Raw genomic sequence first — 22346 nt, forward strand, 5'->3', positions numbered from 1 at the left:
TTGTTATGAAGCGTAAGAACCTGTTTCCTTTGACTGTAAGCAAGCTTAAAAGAAGCTACGAGTTTGTCAAGCCGTAAACAAACCAACTGAGAGATTGTTTGGAGACGCTCGTCATAGTTTCGGCCTCGGCTAGGAAGATCCGTACTGGTAGACGATGGTGTCTGTGTCGTCGTACCGGACCGACCACGCCGGGTTGGTCCTCAGCCACTGCCGAAAACGGTTCACATCGTCGTCGGGAACGAACCCGTAGTAATGCATGGCCTCCAGTGACTGCCGAGTCACCACCATGTATGTCGGGGAGTCCTTGATCGACGCGTTGTAGTCGATCTGGCCGAGCTTGTCGGGCGTCGGGAATCCCTGCATGTACTCGGGCCCCAGGGCGTAGAGCGGAACGTCCCAGTAGTCGTTGGACTCGGTCAAACGGCCGTAGTCCGACGTCGATCGAGCCGGGTAGCCCGAGCCGTACAGCATCGTCACCGCGGTACCGGGCGGTGCCTGCGCGGCCACCGCTCTCGCGTCGTCGATCTGATCGCGATTCTCGAGCACGATCGGCCACAGTCCGAAATATGCCTGCAGACCGAGGACGGCCGAGCCGACAGCGCCGGCGACGGCGACCGCGACCGAGGTACGGGCGGCGACCCTGCGAACCCGCGACGGACGCTTCTGGGACGGCTGTCGGTCGAACAACGCCAGGAACATCGGCGTGATCAACAGGACGCACCCGGGGATCGCGTAGAGGTACACCCGGAAGATCGCTTCTCCGCCGTAGCTCTGCCCGGCGAGCAGCATGATCGAACCGAATGCCATCACCATCGGTGCCCAGAACGTCTTCTTGGTGCGCCAGGCGTAGATCGCCGAGACGAAAGCCAGGCCGAACACTCCACCGGACAGCGCGCGGCAGACCAGGGATGTGACCTGTTTGCCCAGCACGCCCTCTGCCTGGACGTTGCTCGACGCATTCTGAACCGGGTCGAACCCTTGAAAGAGGCCGTACGGTGCCACGATCGGCAGACGCGGGTACAGATATCCCAACAGGATGACGCCGAGCGGAATCATCAGCCACCACGGTTTGGCCCGTCGAGTCACCAGCAGTACGCCGGTGACGGCCATCAACCAGTAGGGGGTCAGCTGATGGGTGGGTACCAGGGCCGCGAACGGAACGATCGACAGGAAGGCAGCGGACCGGGTCAGCGGTGAGGACATCAGCAACGCCAGGAAGCCCACGGCGAGCAGAATCGCCCACGCCTGCGGGGAGTAGTAGTCCTGACCCACCCAGTTGATCACCTCGGCCAGCATCACGGCGGTGATCGCGGCACGTTTGGTGAACTTCATGACCCGGGCCAGGCCGTAGATGGCCGCGCCGAGCACCACGTGGCTCATCGGCGCGAACACGTGCGCCAGCGACAGGGTGTCCCATCCGGTGACGTGCTGGAACCAGGCCGAGACGAGGAAGAAGCTGGGCCACTCGCTGTAGATGTCGACGCCACTCGGAGTGAGTCGGTTCATGTCCAGGACGTATTCGGTGACCGCGACGTGCTTGTACGTCCAGTCGTAGATCGGCGCGGACGTGACCAGCGTGACGGTGAATCGCTGTACGACGATGGCCAGGCCGACGGCGACCAGCATGGTGCGCAGTTGATGCCGCCGCAGTGCGATCAGGAATGCCGCCATGATCAAGACCATGCACAGCACCAGGCCGGGACCGGTGCCGGCGGTCAGCAACCCGAACTGCGAGTACGTCGCTCGTTCGAGACCGGGCAGCAGCGGCAGCCACAGAAAGAACGCAAGAGCGAGAATCAGGCCGGCAACGTTGCGGCGCAGCGTGTCTCGATCGGTGAGAACGAACCTGGTCGACGCGATGGCGGCGGCGCGAGACGGCGGCGAGACGGCGGAACGCGTCCGTGCGATCCACTCGGGCAGGTCGGGACGACCGTGCTTTCGGTACCAGAGCACCGACGACCCGATCAGGGCGAGACACAGCCACAACGTCCACATCCGGGGTGACCAGCGGTATCCCCACATGGCCGTCGATGCCATCAGCGTCACCACCGAGATGCTCAGGATCGGCAGAGCAGCAGGAACGGCGGTACGGGGGATGCGAACCCACGACAGAATCGCGGCACCGGGCCCGAAGAACAGCAGGACCGCCAGCAGTACCACGCGAACGAGCGTGGGTAGCGCGATCATCGAGATCAGGCCGGATGCGGCAGCGAGTACGGCGATGTCGGCGTAGCGCAGCCGACTGCCGGCGCGGCGGCGAGTGCCGGCACCGGAGTCCGACGAGCCGACGGGCCACTCGAGGGTCCACTCGGACGGTACGAAGAGCTTGTGCCGCAGGTCCCCGAGGGACCGGTGGCTGGAATCAGTCGAAGAGCGGCTCACGGCTCACCCCCGCCAACGGAGTGCGTTCGCGACCCTCGCGCCTGCTGCGCCGGATGGCCGCGGGGCCCTTGGCGATGGACAGCAATTCCATTCGGCCGATGCCGTCGGGGAGATCGGCAGCGAGATCGTCCGGGGGCGACGCGACCTTGCTCATCTTGGCCGACAACCGAAGTGCACTACCGAGTCGTCGGACGGCCACCGAGGCCGCGAGCGTGGCCGACCTGCGGTTCGTGGCGACGGTGTACAGCCACGCGCCCAGGCCGAGACCGTAACCGCGGGCCTGCACTGCCAGTGCGTCGGAGTCGGCGCGGTGACGGTGCCACACGATGGCCGCGGGCTCGTACACCAGCTTGTCACCCGCCATCAGTACCCGGAAGAACATGTCGAGGTCCTCCCCGCCGTTGGTGGGGGAGCCGACACCCAATGACTCGTCGAATCCTCCCAGATCGAACATCCGGCCGCGGTCCACTGCGAAATTGGCGCCGGTTCCGTACATCCCGACCTGGAACGGAAACAGCGGTACGTCTGCCGGGGGATTGCTCAGGTCGTACACCCGTGGCGTCACCGAACTCGCCCACCCGACTCGGCGATCGAAATACGCCTGCGCCTGAGTTCGGATCTCCCCGCTCGGCACGATCCCGGACACACACGTCACCCGATCGGTCCGGGCGAAACCACGCGCAATGCTCTGCAACCACTTGGGATCCACCGCAACATCGTCATCGGTGAACGCGACGATGGCGTGCCGCGCGGCACGCAAACCCGTGTTCCTTGCCCTCGACAGGCCTGCCGTCGGTTCGGACACCACACGAATGCGCCTGTCTCCCAAACTTTCGACGTACTTCTGTGTCGCGTCGGTCGGCGAGGCGTTGTCGACGACCACCACCTCGAAGTCCGAATACTCGAGGGCGGATACCGATGCGAGAGCGCCCTTCAGATGATCGACCCGATCTCGGGTGCAGATGACCACCGTGATCGGCGGCCGGATCGGTTCGGCCTCGGGTAGAGCATCGGGCATCGGAACCTGCGCGAGGGACATCGCCGCCGTGCGCACGTCTGCGGCAGCAACTGCACCGTCGACCACATCCAGTTCGACGAAGCCGAGCGGGTCGAGTCCGCGTCGGATCAGCAACCGGGCACGGCGGTAACCGTCGGAATCGTCGAGCGTGAGGGACGTCGGCAGGTCCTGCTCGAGGTCGATGTCACCGATCCACACGGCACCGTCCCATTCGGGAGACTGGAGTCTGGGGAGCGCGGGAGGTAACACGGGATGGATCCTTTCGGGTGACACGGAGGGGGAGCTACAGCAGGTCTCAGTCGGCGCGATACCGCACCCAGTCGACAGCCATGGTCGCCGGGAACGGCGTCGAATTGTCCGTGGGACCAGGCCAATCGCCGGCAACGGCGACGTTGAACAGCAGGAAGAACGGCTTGTCGAACACCCAGTAGTCGTCGCCGCCGACGAGGTCGGCCGGAGTGACGGTGGCCAAGGTGGTGTTGTCGATGCCGGTGGTCACGCGGCCCGGTGAGCGTTCGACCCAGTACGTGTGGAAGCCCTCCGACAGGGGCGTCGGCGGAGCTCCGCCTGCGTCAACCTTCTGGCTGGTCAGCGAATCCGGTTGGGGGGCATGGATTCCGGTGTGGTACTGATCTGCCTGGTTGAGCGTCTCCATGATGTCGATTTCGCCCGAGAGGGGCCAGCCGACGGAGTCGAGATCGGTACCGAGCATCCAGAACGCCGGATGCAGTCCCGCTCCGGCCGGCATCTCGATTCGCGCTTCGATGCGGCCGTACGTGATGTCGAACTTGTTCTTGGTCGTCACCCGAGCCGAGGTGTAGCCGTCCCCGTTGCGCATGGCATTGATGACCATGTTCCCCTGGCCGTCGAGTGAGGAGTTCTCGGTGGAATCGGTGTAGTCCTGCTTCTCGTTGTTGCCCCAGCCGGTCCGCCCGACGTCGTGGCTCCATCGGTCGTCCGCCAACGCGTCGCCCGCCGTTCCCGAGAAGTCGTCGTAGACGGTGAATCCGGGTTTGGCCGCGGCCGTATCGGCCGCCGACGTCGTGGACGCGGCGTCGAGGGTGCCCTCGGCCGTGGACGGGGTATCGGACTCGCTCGAGTGATGTTGCAATCCGTACACGGTGCCCGCGGCCACCAATCCCAGGACGACGAGGAAGGCCAGCACCGACGGCCAGCGGCGTCGCGGACTCTCGACGAGCAGGCCGGATCCGGGGAGCCGCGAGACCTCGACGGTCCCCGTGCCGGACTCCCCGCCGGATGCGGAGTGACGACTCACGCGGACTCGTCGAGGGTCTTCGGTACCCGAGTCGCGTTGAACTGCGAGACCGAGAGCACCACTACGCCCACCACCAGGGAGTAGGTGGCAATGCGCTCCATGGTGCCGATGCCGAGCCCGAATTCGTGGCCGCCCATGTAGGCGAAGTAGCCGGCCAGACCCACGGCACCGAGCGCGGTGACGACGGTGCGGATGCTGCGCCGCAGACTCCGGTGCCCACCGGCGACGACGAGGCCGAAGTTTCCGAAGACGAAGAAGACGGTGGCACCGAACGAGTGGATCGGGTAGTTCACGCCCTGGTTGACCACGCCTGCAGTGATGGCACCCGCACCGGCGACGAGGAAGAACGAGGCGGCTCGGCCGTCGATCCGGCGAACGAGATACCAGGATCCGCCCACCGCTGCGATCGCCACACCGAACAGCACCATCGAGGCGTTGAGCAACACGTACAGGTTGCTGCACGGCCAGTTGCCGGTGGGACCGCAGAAGGGAATTCCGAGTTCGCTGATGTAGTTGTTCCGGTAGCTGTAGAGCCCGCGCCACGTAGCCGAGACGATGTACTCGACGAGAACGAACTGCACCACCGACAGACCGGCCCACCGAGCGACATGAGCGACGAAGCCCGAACGCTTGTTCGTGGGGCGCTTCGCTTCGGTTTTCGTGAGGGGCTTTGCGTCGGTGGTCATGCGGTGGTCTCCTGAGGGGCGAGCAATGCGAGGGGATCGGACGCGACGACATCGAGTGCGGATTGCACGGACCGACTGTCGAAAACGTTGTCGTGGAACGACGCCGAGACGAACACGACCGAACCTATGGTCTCCATCGTGATCATCACCGACTCCGGTCGGCCAGGATCGGCGATCACGAAGAAGGCGCGGTCGGCAGGTTCGGCACACCAGGAAACGTTCTCCAGCTGCCTGACCCTACCGACATCGGAATACATGAGCTCGACCTTCGGCTGCACCGGCACGCGGTCGTCGTGCACACCCGATACGGCTTTGCGTTCGCGCTTGTATTTGATGGTGCTGATCGTCGCGGAGGCGATCGGGCGGCCGTTGGCAATGGCATTGGACAGCGCGTCGTGCACCTCCTGCGCCGAGGTGGGATCGATGTCGGAGAAGGAGATTCCGGCAGCGAAGTTACCGAGCACGGCGGTCGACGGCGGAAGGTAGCGACGGCAGTCGAACAGGAACGCTGCGGAGCGATCGAGCGAAAACGACGTGCGCGAAAATGCTGACGCCACAGCTGCGCACATCACCGCACTGACGCTTGCGCCGGGCAGATGAGATTCTCGCCAACGGCGAATGGCATCGGTGGTACCGAGCGGCGTTGCGACCGTGGCCACCGCCGGCGACGGGGACCAGGGCCGAACTTCGATCGGCGATGCGGTGTCGGGTACTTCGCGTGCTGCTGAGGATTCCGGTTTCACGCCGGGACGAACGCGGCCGTGGACCGTGTCGAGAACTTTCCGGGGATTGCGGACCACCCAGTGCAGCAGGGCTTTCCGTAGGGGATGGCCATCGATGGCGCTACCGGCCCACGCCGGCAGCGGTGCGTCGGGGGCGGCATCGGCCAGATACGCGAACAGGTCGACCGGCAACAGCGCGTCGCCGAGTCCGTGGTTGAGGTCGAGAAACAGATAGCGACCGGCCAGGCGAATCCGGACGCTGATTCCGGGCACGGACGTGTGTAGGAAGGTGGTGAGCTCGGCGGATAGTTGCTCGTGGCCGACGGCCGGTCCTTCCGTGATGTGCTCGAGGACCCGTTCGGGCTCATAGCGCCATCCTGCCGAAAACTGGTCGGCGTGCAGGCCCAGACGCGTCGACGGACCGATGGATGCCAGTGCGAGCACACGCGTGCGTACCCGCTCGAGATCGCCGAAGTCTGCCGGCCCCAGGACGGTCACGATCCGTGAGTCGGACCGAAGCATGTCCAACGAACTGGCGCGATACATGGTGGTCATGGTGCCGTCCTGTGTTGGGCGTGAACCGGAATTCGGCGCGGTGAGGGGTCGTCGTGTTGCCGGGGATCGTCCTGTGGATCGCTGTAGCGAGCGTCACGATGCCCGGTGTCGCTGTGGCGAGCGTCGCGATGCCCGGTGTCGCGGTGCCGAGGGTTCCGATCGCGCGATTGCGTCCGGCCGGTGTCGTGATCGTCGGTCGGTCCGTGGGGGCCGGGACTGTCGAACGGTCCGCCGTCGTCACCGGGCCGGCCGTCACCCCCTGCCGACAATTCGCGAATCCACCTGATCAGCGGCACGATCAGCACGAGCGCACCGAAAGCCTCGGCAGCGAGGTAGGCCCAGCCGACGGCCGAGATTCCCATCGACGACGACAGGCCGATCGATCCGCCGATGATGATCGACGTGGCCACGACCTGCACGATCACGGCCAGACGCATGCGGCGACGCACCCGCGCCAAACCGTCGTAGAGGGAACCGACCACCGAGAGCGGAATGGTGAGTGCGGCCAACTGCACGATGATGGTGCCCTGGTCGCGGTAGCCCTGACCGACCAGACCGAGGCCGAACGGTGCAATGAAGGCCAGGAAGATCGACCCGCCGACCGCAACGATGCACACGAGAGTCATGAACCGCTTGGTCAAGCGGTGGAACTGCTCGGGATGCGCGGCGACCTCGGCGACGTACGGGCCGATCAAGACGCTGATCAGAATGTAGAGGGCGCTCACGATCGACCAGGTGAGGGAGAAGTACGCGTTCTGCTCGGCACCGAGGGTGGCGACGACGATCATCGGCACCAACAGCGGCGCGAGTGAGCCCAGGGCGGTGATGCCGTAGGCCGAGCCGAAGTAGGCCCACATCTCGCGCCTGGGTGGCAGGTCCGGTTTGCCTGCGTACCGCTGCTCGGTGCGCACGTTCTTCATGATGGCGCGCAGGACGAAGACCGACGCCACGATGGCGGGGATCGCCCAGGCCGCGATGATCGAGGTACTGCGCGCGGTCGCGAACAGAGCCAACAACAACACGAACTTGACGACGGCGTGGAAGACGTTCTTGCCGGCCGCCCAGCGCGCGACACCGAGACCGGACGACGTCTGATCCTGCAGGGCGAACACTGCGAGTACTGCGACGAAGAACGGGAACGAGACGATTTCAGCGGTGTTGGTGAACATCTCGTCCACCGGAGCGACCAGCAGGAAGCCGCAGCCGAGCACGAAGGCGAACGCGGTGACGGTGAGGTATCCGCGCACGATGAACGACTTCGCCAGTCGTCCCGAAAGAGGAAGGAACCGTTCGTACATGGAGCCGAGGCTCAGGTTGGACAGTGTCGAGAGCATCACCGCGGAGGTGATGACGGCCGACGCGCTACCCACCTCGGCTACGGGATAGAGCCGACCGGCCGCAGCCCAGAACAGTAGACCGAGCGCCCCGGTGATGGCCGTCGAGAGCATCAGGGCCATCGAATTGAGCGCGAGGTTGCGATCGGACGCCTTGGATCCCGGTCCCGACTCGGGTGTCGCCTGTTCGACGACGTCGGCAGCAATATCGACCGAGCGCACGGGATTGTGCCGTGGCGATGCCGGAACCGGCATCGTCGGGTTGTTCATCAATCCCATGTCGAACCGAGCGGGTTCGACCGGATACCACCGAAGTTGTTCGAGCTGTTCGTGTCTGGGTGGGGCGATTTTCGGAGCGCGGTGTTTCACAGACGAACCCGCCCCACTGGAACCGGCGGCGACGGTGCGGTGATCTCGACATCGAACGCGGCGGAGGTGGCCGCGATCAGTTCCGCTCTGACGTTCTCGCGCAGATCACGGCCGTAGAGCGAGTGATCCCCGGACTCGAACGACGTGACAGAGGGTGCGGCCGTCCGATTCTGCAACCGACGCATACCTTCCGGCCCTCGATTGGTCTCGAACCAGGTGGTGTCCGTGGGGGAGAGCAGCACTCGGGTCTGCACTTCCCGATCGCTGAGCAGGCGCAGCGAGATCTCGGGAACCTGAATGAGTCCGCGTCGCCCCAGCCAGATCCACAGGGCATAGGGAATCCGCGGCTGCAGCGCATTCTTCGTCCGCACACCCCAGTGGTGCAGGCGATCGAGTGCGCGCGCCCGCAGTCCCGTCTCCTCGGTGTGCATGGAGGAGCGTTTGACGAACTCGAGCCTGCGGGTGGTCCAATCGAGGGTGTTCAGCAGTACGGCCGCGCGCACGCCCAGTTCACGAGCAGCGAAGCTGGAATACCATGAGCCCGAGCACATTCCGGCCACCAGCACGTTCTCGGGTGAGGTGCCCGACTGTTGGACGGCGGTGAGTGCGTCTTCGTTTCCTTCGTCGCTGTACAGGCGGGTCAACTCCCCGTCGGACACGGTTCCGCTCTCGCCGGTACCGCGTCGATCGAAGCGCACCGTGGAAATTCCGAAACGGGGCAGGAGCCGAGCCAGGTCGACCCACATGCGCACCGGGCCCACGCGGTGCTCGTTGGCGGTGGGGTAGAACACCACGGTCGGCCCGCCGGGCAGGCACCGATCCGAGGAGGAACGGATCGCGAAAAGCTGTTGCTTACCGAGGAATTCGATGTTCTCGTGGATGTCGTCGACCGTGGCCAGAGACCGATGCTGCACCCGGACGTCAGAAGTGGGTTCAGTGGGAAACTTCGCCGCTGTCCAGGTGGCGAGAGAGGCGATATCGGCGGCCGGAATGATGACCTCGAAGTCGCTCGGCTCGAGAAAGTCGTCGTGACCGGACAGGGTGTGCTCGTCGGCCGACAATGCGTCGACCAGCTTGCGTATCGGCTTCGAGTCGCCTCGCTCGGCGCGGGTGGCGATCAACACCGGTGCGTCGGTTCTGGTCTTCGTGGCGTCGAGTGCGGCGAAACCTGCGGCCGAATCGGGATGCAGCACAGCACCGATGATCGACACCCGCGGATCGGCGTCGGAGTCGGTGGTGACGCTCACCGAGTACAGCGCGCGCTGCTCGTGCAGGTACGACCGGCCCTTGACGACCGGATCCCACAGCGTCACCGCGGTGAGTGGCCCGCATTCGGCTGCGACAGAACAGGCCAGGAGTGCACCGACGCGGAGGCCGACCAGCGCTACCTCGCTCACTCCGCAGCCGCGGACGAACTCGACGGCCTCGACGATGCTGCGTTGCCAGTGCGAGATCGCGTCGGGTCGATCCTGATCTCCCCAGGAATCGCCGGTGCCGCTGTAGTCGAAGCGCAACACCAGAAGGCCCTGCGCACTGAGCTTCTGCGCCAGCAAAGTCATTCCTCGGTAGGAGTCGACCTGCTCCTTGCCGAGCGGCGGGCACAGCACGACGCCTCCGCGCGCTCGGCCGTCGGACGGGACGTGAACGGTGCCGAAAAACGGCGCGTCGGACGGGCCGAACCACGTCGGATACTTGCCACCGGTGGTACGCGGAGAGGACTCGGCGGGAACGGAGCCGATGCGCCGAGGAGCGGTGCGGGAACTGTTCACTTCAGATTGTCCTTCTACGTACGCGGGGTGACACGGAATCGATCAGGGCCGCAATGCAGCCGGCCACGCAGAGCGATCGAGTCCATGGGTTCGGAGCATTGCCAGCGCGATTCGTTCCATACCGAATCCGACGCACGCACTGTGAGCCGGTTCGCCGTCGACAGTCGAGATGTCGAAGGTGTGGCCGAAATGGTCGCGGTGGCAGTTGCACGAGACGACCGCGGTGCCGTCGTCCAGATCTCCGTAGAGCTTGACGACCAGTTCGGTCTTGAGATTCTCGTTGCGCTGGTTGGCTGCGAGCATGCGTCCGGCGCGGCCGAAGAACGGATCGTTGGCGATGACGGCCTCGGCTTCGAGCCCCAGATCGGCCAGCACCTGCAAGCCGCGCGGCACCCAGCGTTCACGGTGCTCGATCGCCTCGTCGGGGGTACCTACTCGGACGAACTCGTGCATCCGAAACGCTTGCATCCGAGCCGGATCCACGGCGGGCTCGTGCCGGAAGCAGAAACCGTAGATGTCCATCAGGGCACCCTCGGCGGGCAGCGTCCCGGTGAGCATCGAGTACGACGGGTGGCAGGCCGCCGAGACCAACATGGTTCCGGCGGACTGCAGAAAGTGATCCCAGTCCTTGCCGTCGGATCGCTCGGCCAACAAAGCGGCGTGATCCTTGTTGTCGCCCTCGAAGGTGTTGATGGCGCCGGTGAGGTTGGGGAACGACGCGATGTAATCGGTGCGCTCGAAGGCTTCCCGTGGAAAGACCGGAGCGAAGCGGAACCTCTTGGCCTGGTAGCCGTGCTCGGCCGTTCCGGCCGCGACGACGCGCGAATCGACGAATTCGATGATGTCCTCGAATTCACCACTGCGCCCGTACAATCCGGGGATGGAGCTGGGTACCAACAGTCCTGCGTTCACCAGTTCGTTCCGAAAAGTCTCACGGGCGAGATCGAGCTCGCTCACGTCCGTGTCCGGTGCGGAATGTGTTGTGGTCATCATTTTCCCTTGTAGACGAGGGAGAGCTGTGAGTTGTGGCCGAGGATGCGCTCGTTGCTCACCATGATTGCGGACCCGTGTGCATCCCGAAGGTGACGGCCGATGCTGAGCTCGCCGCCCTGTCGGTAACCGGAGATGCCGCAGATCTGTAGAGCCTTGCCGACGATGTCGATGACGAGCGTCGACGCGGTGACCTTGACGTTGTTGATCTTGAGCGCGAAGCCGATGGCACCGAGCTCGGCCGGGCTATCCGCGACGGCCTCGAACTTCGCGGCCGCACCGAACACCGTGTCCACCAACTGCTCGTGGACCACCATCAACTCCGCCAGCCGCAATGCACTCGGCGGCGGCGTTCCCGGGGTCTTGCGCGCGGCCTTCTGCACGGACCTGCGCGCCTTGGCCACGGCGGCGTCGGCGATACCGAGCCACGCCGATCCCCACAGCACGTGCGCCACGGGAAGCATGGTCTGCGCAGAGATGTCACCGTAGTTGTCGCCCAGAATGTTCGACGTCGTCGTGCGCGCGGCCAGCATGAAGCCAGGACTGCAGGTGCCGCGGAACCCGAGGGTGTCCCAGGTACCGACCTTCTCCAGGGTCACGTCGGGCTTTTCGCACACCACGAGGACCTGGTCGCTGGGCGGGCTGTCGACGCTGCGTCGCGCCGTCGCCAGCACGATCTGTGCGTACTCGCCGTACGAGATGACGGGCGCGTTCTTGCTCAGGGTGATCCGCTCGCCGTCGTACTCCACCGCGCAACTGCTCGAGCGGACGTCGCCGCCGATGTTGATCTCGGTAGTGGCGGAGGCCACCAGTATGCGATCGGTCACGATGCGTCGCTGCAGGTCTGCTATGGCGTCGGACTTGCCGTGGCGAACGATGCTGAGCACCTGCGACTGGTGCATCACGAAGATCATCGCCGTCGAGGCGCACTCGGAGCCGAGGGCGCGCGAGATGCGGGCGATGTCGGTCAGGGTTGCCCCGCCGCCGCCGAACTCACGCGGGATTCCGACGCCGAGAAGTCCGGCGTCGCGCAGCGCATCCACCGATTCGGTAGGAAAGCGGGCATCGCGATCGACCTCGTCGGCATAGGTCCGCAGAACGGCCAGCACGTCGGTCATCGTTTGGTCGACCGAGTTCTCGTAGACGGTGGTCATGGCCTCAGTCCGTCAGCTGAGCGATGGCCGCGGCGATGGCATTGATGCTGCCGAACGTCGACTTCTGCAGCATGGTGTCGGGAAATTCGACGTCGAATTCGTCCTCGAGAGCGATCATCACGTTGACGCTGGCGTGCGAGGTGAGACCGCTGTCGTACAGATCGGCGGCTTCGTCGATGCCCTCCACGGGCACGGGCAGCTTTCCGAACTTCTCGAGAACTGTTCGCACGCGAACCACGTCCTGAGCATTGAGCGTCTGCATCGAAAACCTCCACCGATCGCGTTGTTCACGAGACCGGACGGCCTCGTCGTCGACTCGAGGTCTGCAGGCAAAGCGCCTTTTCGACCCGAAGTCTCCCCAGACCCTCCCAAACAATATCCTAGATTGTTTAGTAACGTTAGTTCGATGCCCGTATCGGTCTTCCGGACCGCCGTACACTTCGAGTGGAGCGGGGGCTCGTCAGTGCGCCGGTGCGGGTGCCGAATCGAAATGTGTAAAGGACTGTCTGTTCGATGAGTGGAGTCTGCGGGGTGTCCGTCGGTACCGGTGCCGTGCGCATCGCGTACATCGCGGACGGCCGCCGTATCGAGGACTCCATCGACGCAGCGGGCGCACACGACCTGCTGCCCGGCAAGCTCGTCGACCACGGACCGTTCGAGGACATCGTGCTCGCCGGCTGGGACACCGCGGCCGTCACGGCGCTCCTGGACACGCTGGGCGACCGGACAGTTCCGAAGGCGCGCATGGTCGACGAATCGCAGGCCCTGATGGCCTACGCGCGCACCGTTCCGGAACTGGCCGACAAGGACTACGTGCTGGTGGTGGACCTCGGTAAGAAAGGCCTGTCGGCCACCGCGCTGGACGTCGTCGGCAACTTCGTGGAGTGGACCGCACGCACCGTCGACATCAGCGGGGATCGCTTCGACGAGGTGGTCCGCGGCCTCGTGATGGCCAAGGGCATTCTGCCGCCGCCGGTCGACCCCCAGGGCGACGAGGAATATCAATCGTTCTTCCGCGAACTCAAGGAATTGGTCAGCTCGTCGGCGGGTGTCCGAGCACCCAACAAGGGCCCGATGTTGCTCAGCCGCAAGGAATTCGAGCGCGAGATCACCCCACTCGTGTCCGACGCGCTGGACTGGGCGTCCAAGCAGGCTCCCGACGCGGTGTTGCTCATCGGCGGCGGCGCAGGCATCCCCGCCGTGCGCACCATCATCGAGAACAAGTGGGACGTTCCGGTCCATGTGCCCGACGCTCCGGCGATGGCCATCGCGAAGGGCGCAGCACTCGACGAACGGCCCTCGGGAGCCGTCGCCTCTCTTGCGGACGCCGATGTTCGAGACGCTGATGTTCTTACCGAGGACGTAGATGGCACCGACGTTCGTGACACCGATGTTCGTGACACCGATGTGGGAAGCATCACGGTGCCCGACGACGTGTCGGCACTTGTCGATGCGCCCGAGAACACGGATTTGGACTCGATCGACACCTGGATGGTCGACGGCCTGACCGTCGATCAGCTCGCCACCGAAGAACTGGCAATCACCTCGACCGTGTTCGCCACCGACGTCGTCGACGATGCGGCGGTCGAGGCGGCAGGCGAATCCCCCGTTGCCGAGCCCCTGCGTGTCGAGCCGGCAGCTCTCGAACCTGCGATTCGTAAGCCTGCAGTCCGAGAACCCGGCGTCGTCACCCAGCCGGCACGGCGCGCGACGAGATGGTCCGTGCGGGATGCGTCCGTGCTGGGGGCGGTGGCGCTGGTGATGGTCGCGGTCGCAGGTCTGGTACTCACGCGGGGCAATACGCCGCCGCCCACTCCGCTGATCGACGAGCAGATTCCGTTCGATGCCGAATTCGCTGCCGCGCTGGCCGACGCCGCCGCGTCGGCGGAGGAGACCGCTCCGGGGCCGGGCGACCTACCGGTTCTGGGGCCTGTTCGTTTGTCCGACGCGGATCTGTACGAGCGCACCTACACGTACGACGGCGAGCTCTACCTACCGAATGCCGATTCGGGACTACCCGAATAGACCGAACGGCGGGAACGGGGAGCAAGACCCGTCTCGCTACTCCTCCGGGGCGCACGCCCCACGGTTTCGGTTTAGGCGGTAGTCTGACGCTTTGGACGAGGTGTTCCGCGTCCCCCGCAATTGCCGAACGAAGTGAGGCCGACAACCGTGACTGTGCTGCTTGGGGTGTCCATGGGGACCCGGGCTGTGCGCACGGCGCAGCCCCGAGCGGAGCAGTTCTTGGCCCCCGCCGCCGACGCCTCCGGCCTGGTCACGGACATCGAGCGACCACTGTTCTTCCGTAACGAACTCATCGACAGCGTGGGCGGAGATCTCCCGCATCTGGCCGCCGAATCGATCGGTGCGGTCGTCGAAACCGAGCCCGAACTTTCCACCGGCGTCGCATACCGCGACCCTCGGCAGGCGGATGCGCTGCACGCAGCGCTCGCCGGTGCGCATCTGCAGAATTACCACCTGGTGCCCGAGGTGGAAGCTGTCATCGAGTACCTCGCAGCAACCGGTGAAGCCAGAGACTGCAGGTCGGTGGCACTGTTCGACCTCGGCAGCTCCGGATTGACGGTCAGCGTCGTCGACCTGGTCCAGCGGACCGTCACCGCCTCGCAGCGGTCGGGCGCGTACAGCGGCGACCTGCTCGACGCCTACGTACGCAACAACCAGCTCGAGCGACTCGGTAAGAAGTCGACCGATCCCGACATCGCTCTGTTCGAGAAGCGCTGCCGAATCGCCAAGGAACGCCTGTCCACGCAGGACGCAGTGTGTCTTCCCGACGCCAGCGGAATGATTCTGCTCTCGCGTGAGAATTTCGAGCTGCTGATCACCGATCTGCTCGACGAGGCCGTCGAATTCGCGCGTGAAGTGTTGATCGGCGCAAACGTGCCCATCGACGCTGTCGTGCTGATCGGCGGAGGTGCCCGCATGCCGATCGTGCAGAAGCGCGTCGGACCGTTGCTGGAACTGCCGTCGATAGTGCCGACCGAGCCCGAGACCGTCGCTGCGCGTGGAGCAGCTCTGGCCGCTCGGCCGCACTCGCGCACTCGTACCGCGCCGCGGCAGTCTCCCGACGCGAGACGACACACGGCATCGCAGCCGACACCTCCGGTCGGTGTCGACTCCGCGGCGCGAGTGGATTCGACTCCTGCGCCACAGCATCGGCCCGCGCCGCCGCGTTCGCTGCAGTCGCGGGTGGCTCATCCTCGGCCTCCGCGACCCGCTCGACCGTCGCAACCCGGTCAGGCTCCGCAGCCTGCTGTGCCCTCGCAGCCTCCTGTGCCCCCGCAACCTGCTGTGCGGGCAGCTCCCGTCCGGCCGGTTCCGGCTCGCACCGAATCTCAGCACGCCGCGCCGGTGCCTGTTGTCGTGCCGACCGGAACGCGCCCCGTTCCCGCGCGTCCGTGGGTCGCGTCGGCTCCGGTGGAATCCGCGCCCGAGTCGGCCGAGGTGGACACCACGTCGGTCGAGTCTCCGGTGGACACCACGTCGGTCGAGTCCCCGGTGGACGCCACGCACGACGAGTCGCCGATGGACAGCGCCACTACGGCCGGTGGTTTCGAGTCTTCGAAGTTCACCGATTCCGTTGTCGATTCTTCCCCTTCCGTTGCTGTCGAGCCGGAATCGACGGCGGTAGCCGATGATGTTCTCGACGACCATGTGCAGGAGGCGCGGGTCGACGGGGGCGTCGCCGCGTTGAGCACGAATCTCGGTGAGAAGCTCGGCGAAGGGGCAGTCGACAGCTACGAGGTAGCCGAACCTGTTGTAGCGCACAGCATTGCGCCGGAATCTGCTGTCACGTCGGTTCCTGACGAGTGGTCGGCCACCGAGGTTGCGGATGACGATAGCGGCAAACCTGTTCCGTTCCAGCTGAAGAACATCTACTGGCTCGACGCCGACTACGACGACGACGACGGCGAGGACGATCGAACCCGTGCTCGGCGACGGCTTCGCACCGGTGGTGTGCTGGCGCTCGGCCTGGCCGCAGTGATCGGTGTCTCCGGGTTCATGCTCACCCAGCAGAACACGCCGCAGGTGGTCGACACTTCGGTCAGCCGGAGTCAGACACAGGCTCCAGCCGCGACGACAGGTGCGCCCACGTCGGAGATTCCCGCTCCGGTGTTGCCGCCGCCTGCGCCGGAGCCCATAAGCGAACCGCCCGTTGTCGAACCGACCACTGTGCCGCCGGAGACCGAGGTCTACCAGGAGCCGTGGACGCCGGAGCCGACGACCACTACGGTCGAGCCCGCACCAGCTCCACCGCCGCCGGTCGACACCGTTCCGCCGACGACGGAGCAGCAGCCGCCGCCGCTGATCCCGGGCTTCCCGGATTTCACGCTGCCTGGTTTCCCGCCGCCCGCTCCGCCCGCTCCCTGAGTCGAATCAATTGTCGCCGTGAACGTTTCGCGGCCGGATGTGCTCGAAGATCAGAATTGTCTCCGTTGCGGCGACGGCAGGATCGGCACTGAGGTTCTCGACGACGAAATCGCGGAGCGCTGCGGTGTCGACCGTCGCCACGTGCACGAGGAAATCGTCGGCACCGGCAATGAAGTAGATGTTCAGCGTCTCGGCGCGTGAGGCGATCTTCGATCCGAATTCGCTGATCCGTCGTCGAGCATCTGCTCTGAGCCGGACCGAGATCATGGCCTGGATACCTTGGCCGAGGGCCTCCGGGTCGATCTCGGCATGGAAACCGCGGATGACTCCGCGTTTGACGAGGGCACGAACCCGGGCCAGCGCGGTGGACGGAGCGACCCCGGCCGCCGCAGCGAGTGCGTTGTTGGGTGTTCGGGCGTCGCGGCGCAGCTGATCGAGCAGAATGTGGTCGATTCGGTCCAGGGGGGTGGACCGAACATCGTTCGGCTGAGGCCGTATGTCGCCCGTCTCGAACGAACTATTACTCATCATATCGATAGTTTATAGAATTATATTCACTCCCGTTGCAGGTAATTCGTAGATAATTCATAGTTGGCCTACGGGATGGAGCCCCGCTTCACCTCACCCACTACCGAGGAGGCCGCCATGAAGATCGGAATTCCACGCGAGATCAAGAACCACGAATACCGGGTGGCCATCACCCCGGCGGGCGTGCACGAATTGGTCTCGCGAGGACACGAAGTGGTCATCGAAACCGAAGCAGGGGCCGGATCGTCGTTCACCGACACCGACTACAAGGCCGCCGGTGCGCAGATCCTCACCGACGCGGCCGAGGTGTGGGACACAGCCGAGCTGCTGCTCAAAGTCAAAGAACCTATCGCCGAGGAATATGCACGACTACGCAAGGGGCAGGTGCTGTTCACCTACCTGCATCTCGCGGCGTCGAAGGCCTGCACGGATGCGCTGCTGGAATCGGGCACCACGGCCATCGCCTACGAAACAGTCACTGCGGCAGACGGTTCCCTGCCGTTGCTCGCACCCATGAGTGAAGTTGCCGGACGCCTCGCGCCGCAGGCCGGTGCCTACCATCTGATGTCGAGCGAAGGAGGGCGCGGAGTTCTCATGGGCGGAGTGCCCGGAGTGCGACCCGCCAACGTTGTCGTCATCGGCGCCGGAGTATCGGGAAAGAACGCTACTGCAATCGCTTTCGGTATGCATGCCGACGTCACCGTTCTCGATCTGGATGTGAAGGCGCTGCGTGCCATCGACGATCAGTACCGCGGTGCCGTCAAGACGCTGGTGTCGAATGCGTACGAGCTCGAACAAGCAGTTCTCGCCGCCGATCTGGTCATCGGTGCAGTGCTGGTGCCCGGGGCCAAGGCTCCGAAGTTGATCTCCAACAGCCTGGTTCAGCGAATGAAGCCCGGTTCGGTTCTGGTGGACATCGCCATCGATCAGGGCGGCTGCTTCGAGGATTCACACGCCACCACTCACGCCGATCCCACGTACACGGTGCACGAGTCGGTCTTCTACTGCGTCGCCAACATGCCCGGTGCCGTTCCGCGCACGTCCACGTACGCGCTCACCAATGCCACGTTGCCGTACGTCGTCGCACTCGCCGACAAGGGTTGGGAAGCTGCCTGCGAGGCGGACCCGGGTCTGAAGGCGGGCCTGAGCACCCACAACGGTGCCTTGCTGTCCGAGACCGTCGCGGCTGCCTTCGCCTGAGGAGCGGCTGCGCCGCACGTGCACGAAAAGTCGTAGCTCACTACGAGCTTCTACCCACCTGCGGCGCAGCCGCTCTACGCGCTGTGACGCCCCGAACCCCGCGATCGGACGGGCTTGGCTCGTGCGGGCTCGGCCGTCCGGGACGAGGTGATCGGGCGTGCCAGCAGAACGGCGATCGCAGTGGTGAGCGGTACCGACAGGGCGAGTGCGACGCCGCCCACGGAGGATCTGACGATTTCGATGGCCACTGCGTCGCCGGTCAACACGTCCTGAATCGACCGGTCGGCGACGCTGAAGAGCAGGAGCAGCGGCAGCGCACCACCGGCGTAGGCGAGCACGAGGGTGTAGACGGTACTGGCGATGTGATCGCGACCCACCCGCATCGCGGCGGTGAATATTTCGCGTCGCGTGGCCGTCTCGTCCACCGACGCCAACTCGAAGGCGGCCGACGCCTGAGTGATCGTCACGTCGTTGAGTACGCCGAGCGAGCCGATGATGAAGCCGGCCAGTAGTAGACCGGTGACACTGACGTTGCCGATGTACGTCTGCACGGCGGTGTTCTGTTCCTCCGACAATCCGGTCAGGTGTGTCATCCGAATGGCGACGTAGGACAGCACTGCGGCCACGCCCATCGAGGTCAGGGTGCCCAGTAGTGCCGAGCTGGTGCGCAGGTTCACTCCGTGCGCCAGATACAGCACGGCGTAGAGGATCACCGAGCCGGCCACGAGGGCGACCGGAATGGCGGGTGCGCCGTCGAGCAGGGCGGGCAGCATGAACACCACCAGCACGGCGAACGCGATGAGGAGGCCGACCAGTGCGCGGAATCCACGCCACCGGGCGACGACGCAGATGACCACGGCGAACACGCCGACGATCAGCCCCAGCGGGAGCCCGCGCGAATAGTCGTTGAAGGAGTAGCGCACTCCACCGGCGGGGTCGGTCTGGAGCACCAGCCGGATGTCCTCACCGGCGCTCAGTGTCGGTTGGCCGGGACCGGGCGCGATCTCGAGCACCGTCCGCTTGCCTGCGTCCTCACCGGTGGTGATGTCGACAATGCTGCGCTGACATTCGTACGAGTCGTTGACCGGAGGCGTCGGGTCGCCGGTGAACGCCCTCCCTGCGTCAGGACTGCCACAGGTCCCGATGCTCTGCGAGGTGATGGTGCCCGCCTCGGTGGACACAGCGCCTCCGCCGGAGGTCTGGAACGGCAGCGGGATGTCGATGCTCTGCTGGCTGGGCCACAGAGCGATGGCACCGCCGATCACGGCGATGGCAATGGCCACGAGCAGTCCGACGACGACCTTGGCAGCGACCGGGCCCAATGGTGCGGGGGTGTCGCTGTGGCCGTGCCCGTGACCATGACCCACGTGGGAGTCGAGACCCGGCCTGGTGCCGTCGGGATGATTGCCGTGTGATGCCACGGTGCAAGGTTAGTGGCAGATGCGAGGAGCTCGGTGGCGGGGAGCAGGGGGGGCGTCCCCCGCCACCACCTGGCCGACCCGGGGGGGGGGGGGGGTAGGGGCGACCAGGGCTCGCGGGCACCGAAGTGCCGTCCGCCAATCTACAGATATTTCGGCCTCGGGGCGCGATCACACCCGAGTTTCTTGCGTCACTTTCAACTACTTTCCAGTAACTTCCGGCGTCACTGCTTGTAGGACGAGAGGAAGTTGCCGAATCTCTCGATCGCCATGGCCAGATCTCGCGCCCACGGCAGAGTCACGATGCGGATGTGATCGTGACCGGGCCAGTTGAAGCCGGTGCCCTGCACCACGAGGATCTTCTCCTGCAGCAACAGATCCTGCACCAACTTTTCGTCGTCGTAGATCTCGTGCACTTCGGGATCGAGTCGCGGAAACGCGTACAGCGCCCCCCGCGGCTTGACGCACGAGACGCCGTGGATTGCGTTGAGCTTTTCCCACGCAACGTCGCGCTGCTCGAGCAGTCGGCCGCCGGGCAGGATCAGATCCTCGATGCTTTGATAACCGCCGAGTGCGACCTGAATGGCGTGCTGCGCAGGCACATTCGGGCACAGCCGCGTCGACGCGAGGAGGTCGATGCCTTCGATGAATCCTGCCGCGTGCTTCTTCGGCCCGGTGATCGCAAGCCATCCGGCACGGTAGCCGGCCACGCGATACGCCTTCGACAGCCCGTTGTATGTCAAGCACAGCAGATCGGGAGCCAGGCTCGCCAGCGAGGTGTGCTCGGCGTCGTCGTACAGGATCCGGTCGTAGATCTCGTCCGCGAGCAGCAGGAGCTGATGCTTGCGCGCCAGATCGACGATGCCCTGCAGCACCTCTTTCGAGTACACCGCACCCGTCGGGTTGTTCGGATTGATCACCAGCAGCGCGACGGTCTTCGGAGTGATCTTCGACTCGATGTCGGCGAGATCGGGATTCCACCCGTTCTCCTCGTCGCACATGTAGTGCACGGCCTTGCCGCCGGACAGCGTCGTCATCGCCGTCCAGAGCGGGTAGTCCGGGGCCGGGATCAGCACCTCGTCACCGTCGTCGAGCAACGCCTGCATCGTCATCGTGATGAGCTCGGACACCCCGTTACCGAGGTAGATGTCGTCGACGTCTAGCTCCGGGAACCCCGGTTCGAGCTCGTAGCGCGTGACGATCGCACGCCGCGCCGACAGAATGCCCTTCGACTCCGAATAACCCTGGGCGACGGGCAGAGCGGCGATCATGTCTCGCACGATCACATCCGGAGCCTCGAAGCCGAACGGAGCCGGATTGCCGATGTTGAGCTTGAGGATGCGATGGCCCTCGGCTTCGAGCCGGGCGGCATGGGCGTGTACCGGTCCGCGGATCTCGTACAGCACGTTCTGCAGCTTGGTCGACTGCTGCAACGTGCGATAACGCGGCTGGGAGTGAATCTGCGGAGTGGTCACCCGTCACATCGTGCCAGGTGGGCGGTATCGGTTTCCACAAGGTTGTTTCGTTGCGAGGAAAGTTGCGGCCGGGTTGTCGGTGGCAAGTGCAACAATCGAACGATGTGCGGACGGTATGCCAGTACCCGGAGTGACACCGACCTACAGGCGGTGTTCGACATCGCCGAGACCGTGGGCGACGAGGTGCCGCCGTCGTACAACGTGGCCCCCACGCAGACGGTGCGAACGGTGCTCGAACGCGCCCCCAAGGACCAACCCGAGTCCGACGCCGTGCGGCAGCTGCGTTCGGTGCGCTGGGGTCTGATTCCGTCCTGGGCGAAGGACGCGAAAATCGGTTCCCGGCTGATCAACGCCAGATCCGAGACCATCACCGAAAAGCCGTCGTTCAAGAAGGCGGCCAGCCGTCGACGGTGCATCGTCCCGGCCGACGGTTACTACGAGTGGGAGAAGCGCGACGGCGCAAAAGTGCCGTACTTCCTGCACGAGCAGGGTGTGCTCGCGATGGCCGGCCTGTACGAGCTCTGGCGAGACCCCACCAAGGCCGACGACGACGAGAGTCGCTGGGTCTGGTCGGTCACCGTGCTGACCTCACCGGCGGCTGACGCGCTCGGTCACATTCACGATCGATCACCGGTGGTGCTGCCGCCGGATCTCCGCTCGAGCTGGCTCGATCCCACCGTGACCGATCTGGGCGCGGTACAGGAGATGTTGGCGGCAATTCCCGAACCGCGGCTCGAGCCTTACGAGGTGAGCACAGCAGTGAACAGCGTGAAGAACAACAGCCCGGAATTGCTGATACCGGTGTAGCGGTGCCTCAGGCGAGACGCGTTCGGCAGATGTCGAGTATCGCGGACCGCTCGTCCGGGGAGAGCCCCTCGGCCACCGGCGAATCGAGGATTCGACGCAGTCGTTGGAAGTAGGTACGCACGTCGACGCCGAATGCGACGTAGATGTCCTCGACGCTGCCGCCGCCGTATCCCCGCCAGGTTCGGCCGAAGGTCAGAATTTCGTGGTCCACCGAGTGGGTAGTGGTCCGGCGCATGGTGTTCCCCCTACTGGTACTTGTCCTCCATCATTCCGG

Annotated in this window: 18 protein-coding genes; 4 read left to right on the forward strand and 14 right to left on the reverse strand. The window is 65.1% G+C overall.

Features of this window, described 5'->3' with window-relative positions:
• Nucleotides 1-129: 129 nt before the first annotated feature.
• The 10 genes from ACIGGF_RS03720 to ACIGGF_RS03765 form a co-directional block, all read right to left on the reverse strand.
• Nucleotides 130-2382, reverse strand: a complete 2253-nt coding sequence (locus ACIGGF_RS03720) for a hypothetical protein (protein WP_397520091.1) — start codon at nucleotides 2380-2382, stop codon at nucleotides 130-132.
• Nucleotides 2363-3649 carry a glycosyltransferase family 2 protein gene (locus ACIGGF_RS03725; RefSeq protein ID WP_397520092.1) on the reverse strand — a complete coding sequence of 429 codons (1287 nt, stop codon included), beginning with the start codon at nucleotides 3647-3649 and terminating at the stop codon, nucleotides 2363-2365. The genes ACIGGF_RS03720 and ACIGGF_RS03725 overlap by 20 nt, the downstream gene beginning before the upstream one ends.
• A 46-nt stretch (nucleotides 3650-3695) precedes the next feature.
• Nucleotides 3696-4676: a glycoside hydrolase family 16 protein gene (locus ACIGGF_RS03730; RefSeq protein WP_397520093.1), complete on the reverse strand. Its 981-nt coding sequence runs from the start codon at nucleotides 4674-4676 to the stop codon at nucleotides 3696-3698.
• Nucleotides 4673-5362 (reverse strand): DUF998 domain-containing protein, encoded by a 690-nt coding sequence (locus ACIGGF_RS03735; protein WP_397520094.1) that lies wholly within the window; start codon nucleotides 5360-5362, stop codon nucleotides 4673-4675. The genes ACIGGF_RS03730 and ACIGGF_RS03735 overlap by 4 nt, the downstream gene beginning before the upstream one ends.
• On the reverse strand, nucleotides 5359-6639 hold the full coding sequence (locus ACIGGF_RS03740; RefSeq protein WP_397520095.1) for a hypothetical protein: 1281 nt from the start codon (nucleotides 6637-6639) through the stop codon (nucleotides 5359-5361). The genes ACIGGF_RS03735 and ACIGGF_RS03740 overlap by 4 nt, the downstream gene beginning before the upstream one ends.
• Nucleotides 6636-8243, reverse strand: a complete 1608-nt coding sequence (locus ACIGGF_RS03745; RefSeq protein ID WP_397520096.1) for a lipopolysaccharide biosynthesis protein — start codon at nucleotides 8241-8243, stop codon at nucleotides 6636-6638. Before ACIGGF_RS03745 ends, ACIGGF_RS03740 begins: the two co-directional genes overlap by 4 nt.
• Nucleotides 8244-8338: 95 nt before the next feature.
• Complete coding sequence (locus ACIGGF_RS03750) at nucleotides 8339-10111, reverse strand: alpha/beta fold hydrolase (RefSeq protein WP_397520097.1); 1773 nt, start codon at nucleotides 10109-10111, stop codon at nucleotides 8339-8341.
• Between the two features lie 42 nt (nucleotides 10112-10153).
• Complete coding sequence (locus tag ACIGGF_RS03755) at nucleotides 10154-11101, reverse strand: amino acid--[acyl-carrier-protein] ligase (RefSeq protein WP_397520098.1); 948 nt, start codon at nucleotides 11099-11101, stop codon at nucleotides 10154-10156.
• Nucleotides 11101-12255 (reverse strand): acyl-CoA dehydrogenase family protein, encoded by a 1155-nt coding sequence (locus ACIGGF_RS03760; RefSeq protein WP_397520099.1) that lies wholly within the window; start codon nucleotides 12253-12255, stop codon nucleotides 11101-11103. The genes ACIGGF_RS03755 and ACIGGF_RS03760 overlap by 1 nt, the downstream gene beginning before the upstream one ends.
• 4 nt (nucleotides 12256-12259) lie before the next feature.
• Nucleotides 12260-12517: an acyl carrier protein gene (locus ACIGGF_RS03765; RefSeq protein ID WP_032376192.1), complete on the reverse strand. Its 258-nt coding sequence runs from the start codon at nucleotides 12515-12517 to the stop codon at nucleotides 12260-12262.
• Between the two features lie 251 nt (nucleotides 12518-12768).
• On the opposite strand from ACIGGF_RS03765, the gene ACIGGF_RS03770 reads away from it, so the two are divergent.
• Together ACIGGF_RS03770 and ACIGGF_RS03775 are read left to right on the forward strand one after the other, a co-directional pair.
• Nucleotides 12769-14280, forward strand: a complete 1512-nt coding sequence (locus ACIGGF_RS03770) for a hypothetical protein (RefSeq protein WP_397520100.1) — start codon at nucleotides 12769-12771, stop codon at nucleotides 14278-14280.
• Between the two features lie 147 nt (nucleotides 14281-14427).
• Entirely contained in the window at nucleotides 14428-16644 is a 2217-nt protein-coding gene (locus ACIGGF_RS03775; protein WP_397520101.1) for an Hsp70 family protein, read from the forward strand.
• Between the two features lie 6 nt (nucleotides 16645-16650).
• On the opposite strand, the gene ACIGGF_RS03780 is transcribed toward ACIGGF_RS03775, so the two are convergent.
• Complete coding sequence (locus tag ACIGGF_RS03780) at nucleotides 16651-17172, reverse strand: Lrp/AsnC family transcriptional regulator (RefSeq protein WP_397520159.1); 522 nt, start codon at nucleotides 17170-17172, stop codon at nucleotides 16651-16653.
• Nucleotides 17173-17289: 117 nt separating this feature from the next.
• Here ACIGGF_RS03780 and ald point away from each other — a divergent pair, with 117 nt between their 5' ends.
• A complete protein-coding gene (ald, locus tag ACIGGF_RS03785; RefSeq protein ID WP_397520102.1) occupies nucleotides 17290-18372 on the forward strand; it encodes an alanine dehydrogenase in 1083 nt (360 codons plus the stop codon).
• 74 nt (nucleotides 18373-18446) lie between these two features.
• Here ald and ACIGGF_RS03790 read toward each other — a convergent pair whose 3' ends face one another.
• Together ACIGGF_RS03790 and ACIGGF_RS03795 are read right to left on the reverse strand one after the other, a co-directional pair.
• Nucleotides 18447-19793, reverse strand: a complete 1347-nt coding sequence (locus ACIGGF_RS03790; protein ID WP_397520103.1) for a YibE/F family protein — start codon at nucleotides 19791-19793, stop codon at nucleotides 18447-18449.
• Nucleotides 19794-20014: 221 nt separating this feature from the next.
• Nucleotides 20015-21265, reverse strand: coding sequence for a pyridoxal phosphate-dependent aminotransferase (locus ACIGGF_RS03795; RefSeq protein WP_397520104.1), 1251 nt, complete (start codon nucleotides 21263-21265; stop codon nucleotides 20015-20017).
• A 102-nt stretch (nucleotides 21266-21367) separates the two neighbouring features.
• Between ACIGGF_RS03795 and ACIGGF_RS03800 the strand changes: the two genes are divergently transcribed.
• Complete coding sequence (locus ACIGGF_RS03800) at nucleotides 21368-22072, forward strand: SOS response-associated peptidase (protein ID WP_397520105.1); 705 nt, start codon at nucleotides 21368-21370, stop codon at nucleotides 22070-22072.
• Between the two features lie 7 nt (nucleotides 22073-22079).
• Here the strand turns inward: ACIGGF_RS03800 and ACIGGF_RS03805 are convergent, their stop codons facing one another.
• Nucleotides 22080-22307, reverse strand: coding sequence for a DUF3263 domain-containing protein (locus tag ACIGGF_RS03805; RefSeq protein ID WP_397520106.1), 228 nt, complete (start codon nucleotides 22305-22307; stop codon nucleotides 22080-22082).
• Between the last annotated feature and the right edge of the window lie 39 nt (nucleotides 22308-22346).

It is taken from the genome of Rhodococcus sp. NPDC078407 (assembly GCF_044542515.1).
Lineage (GTDB): Bacteria > Actinomycetota > Actinomycetes > Mycobacteriales > Mycobacteriaceae > Rhodococcoides.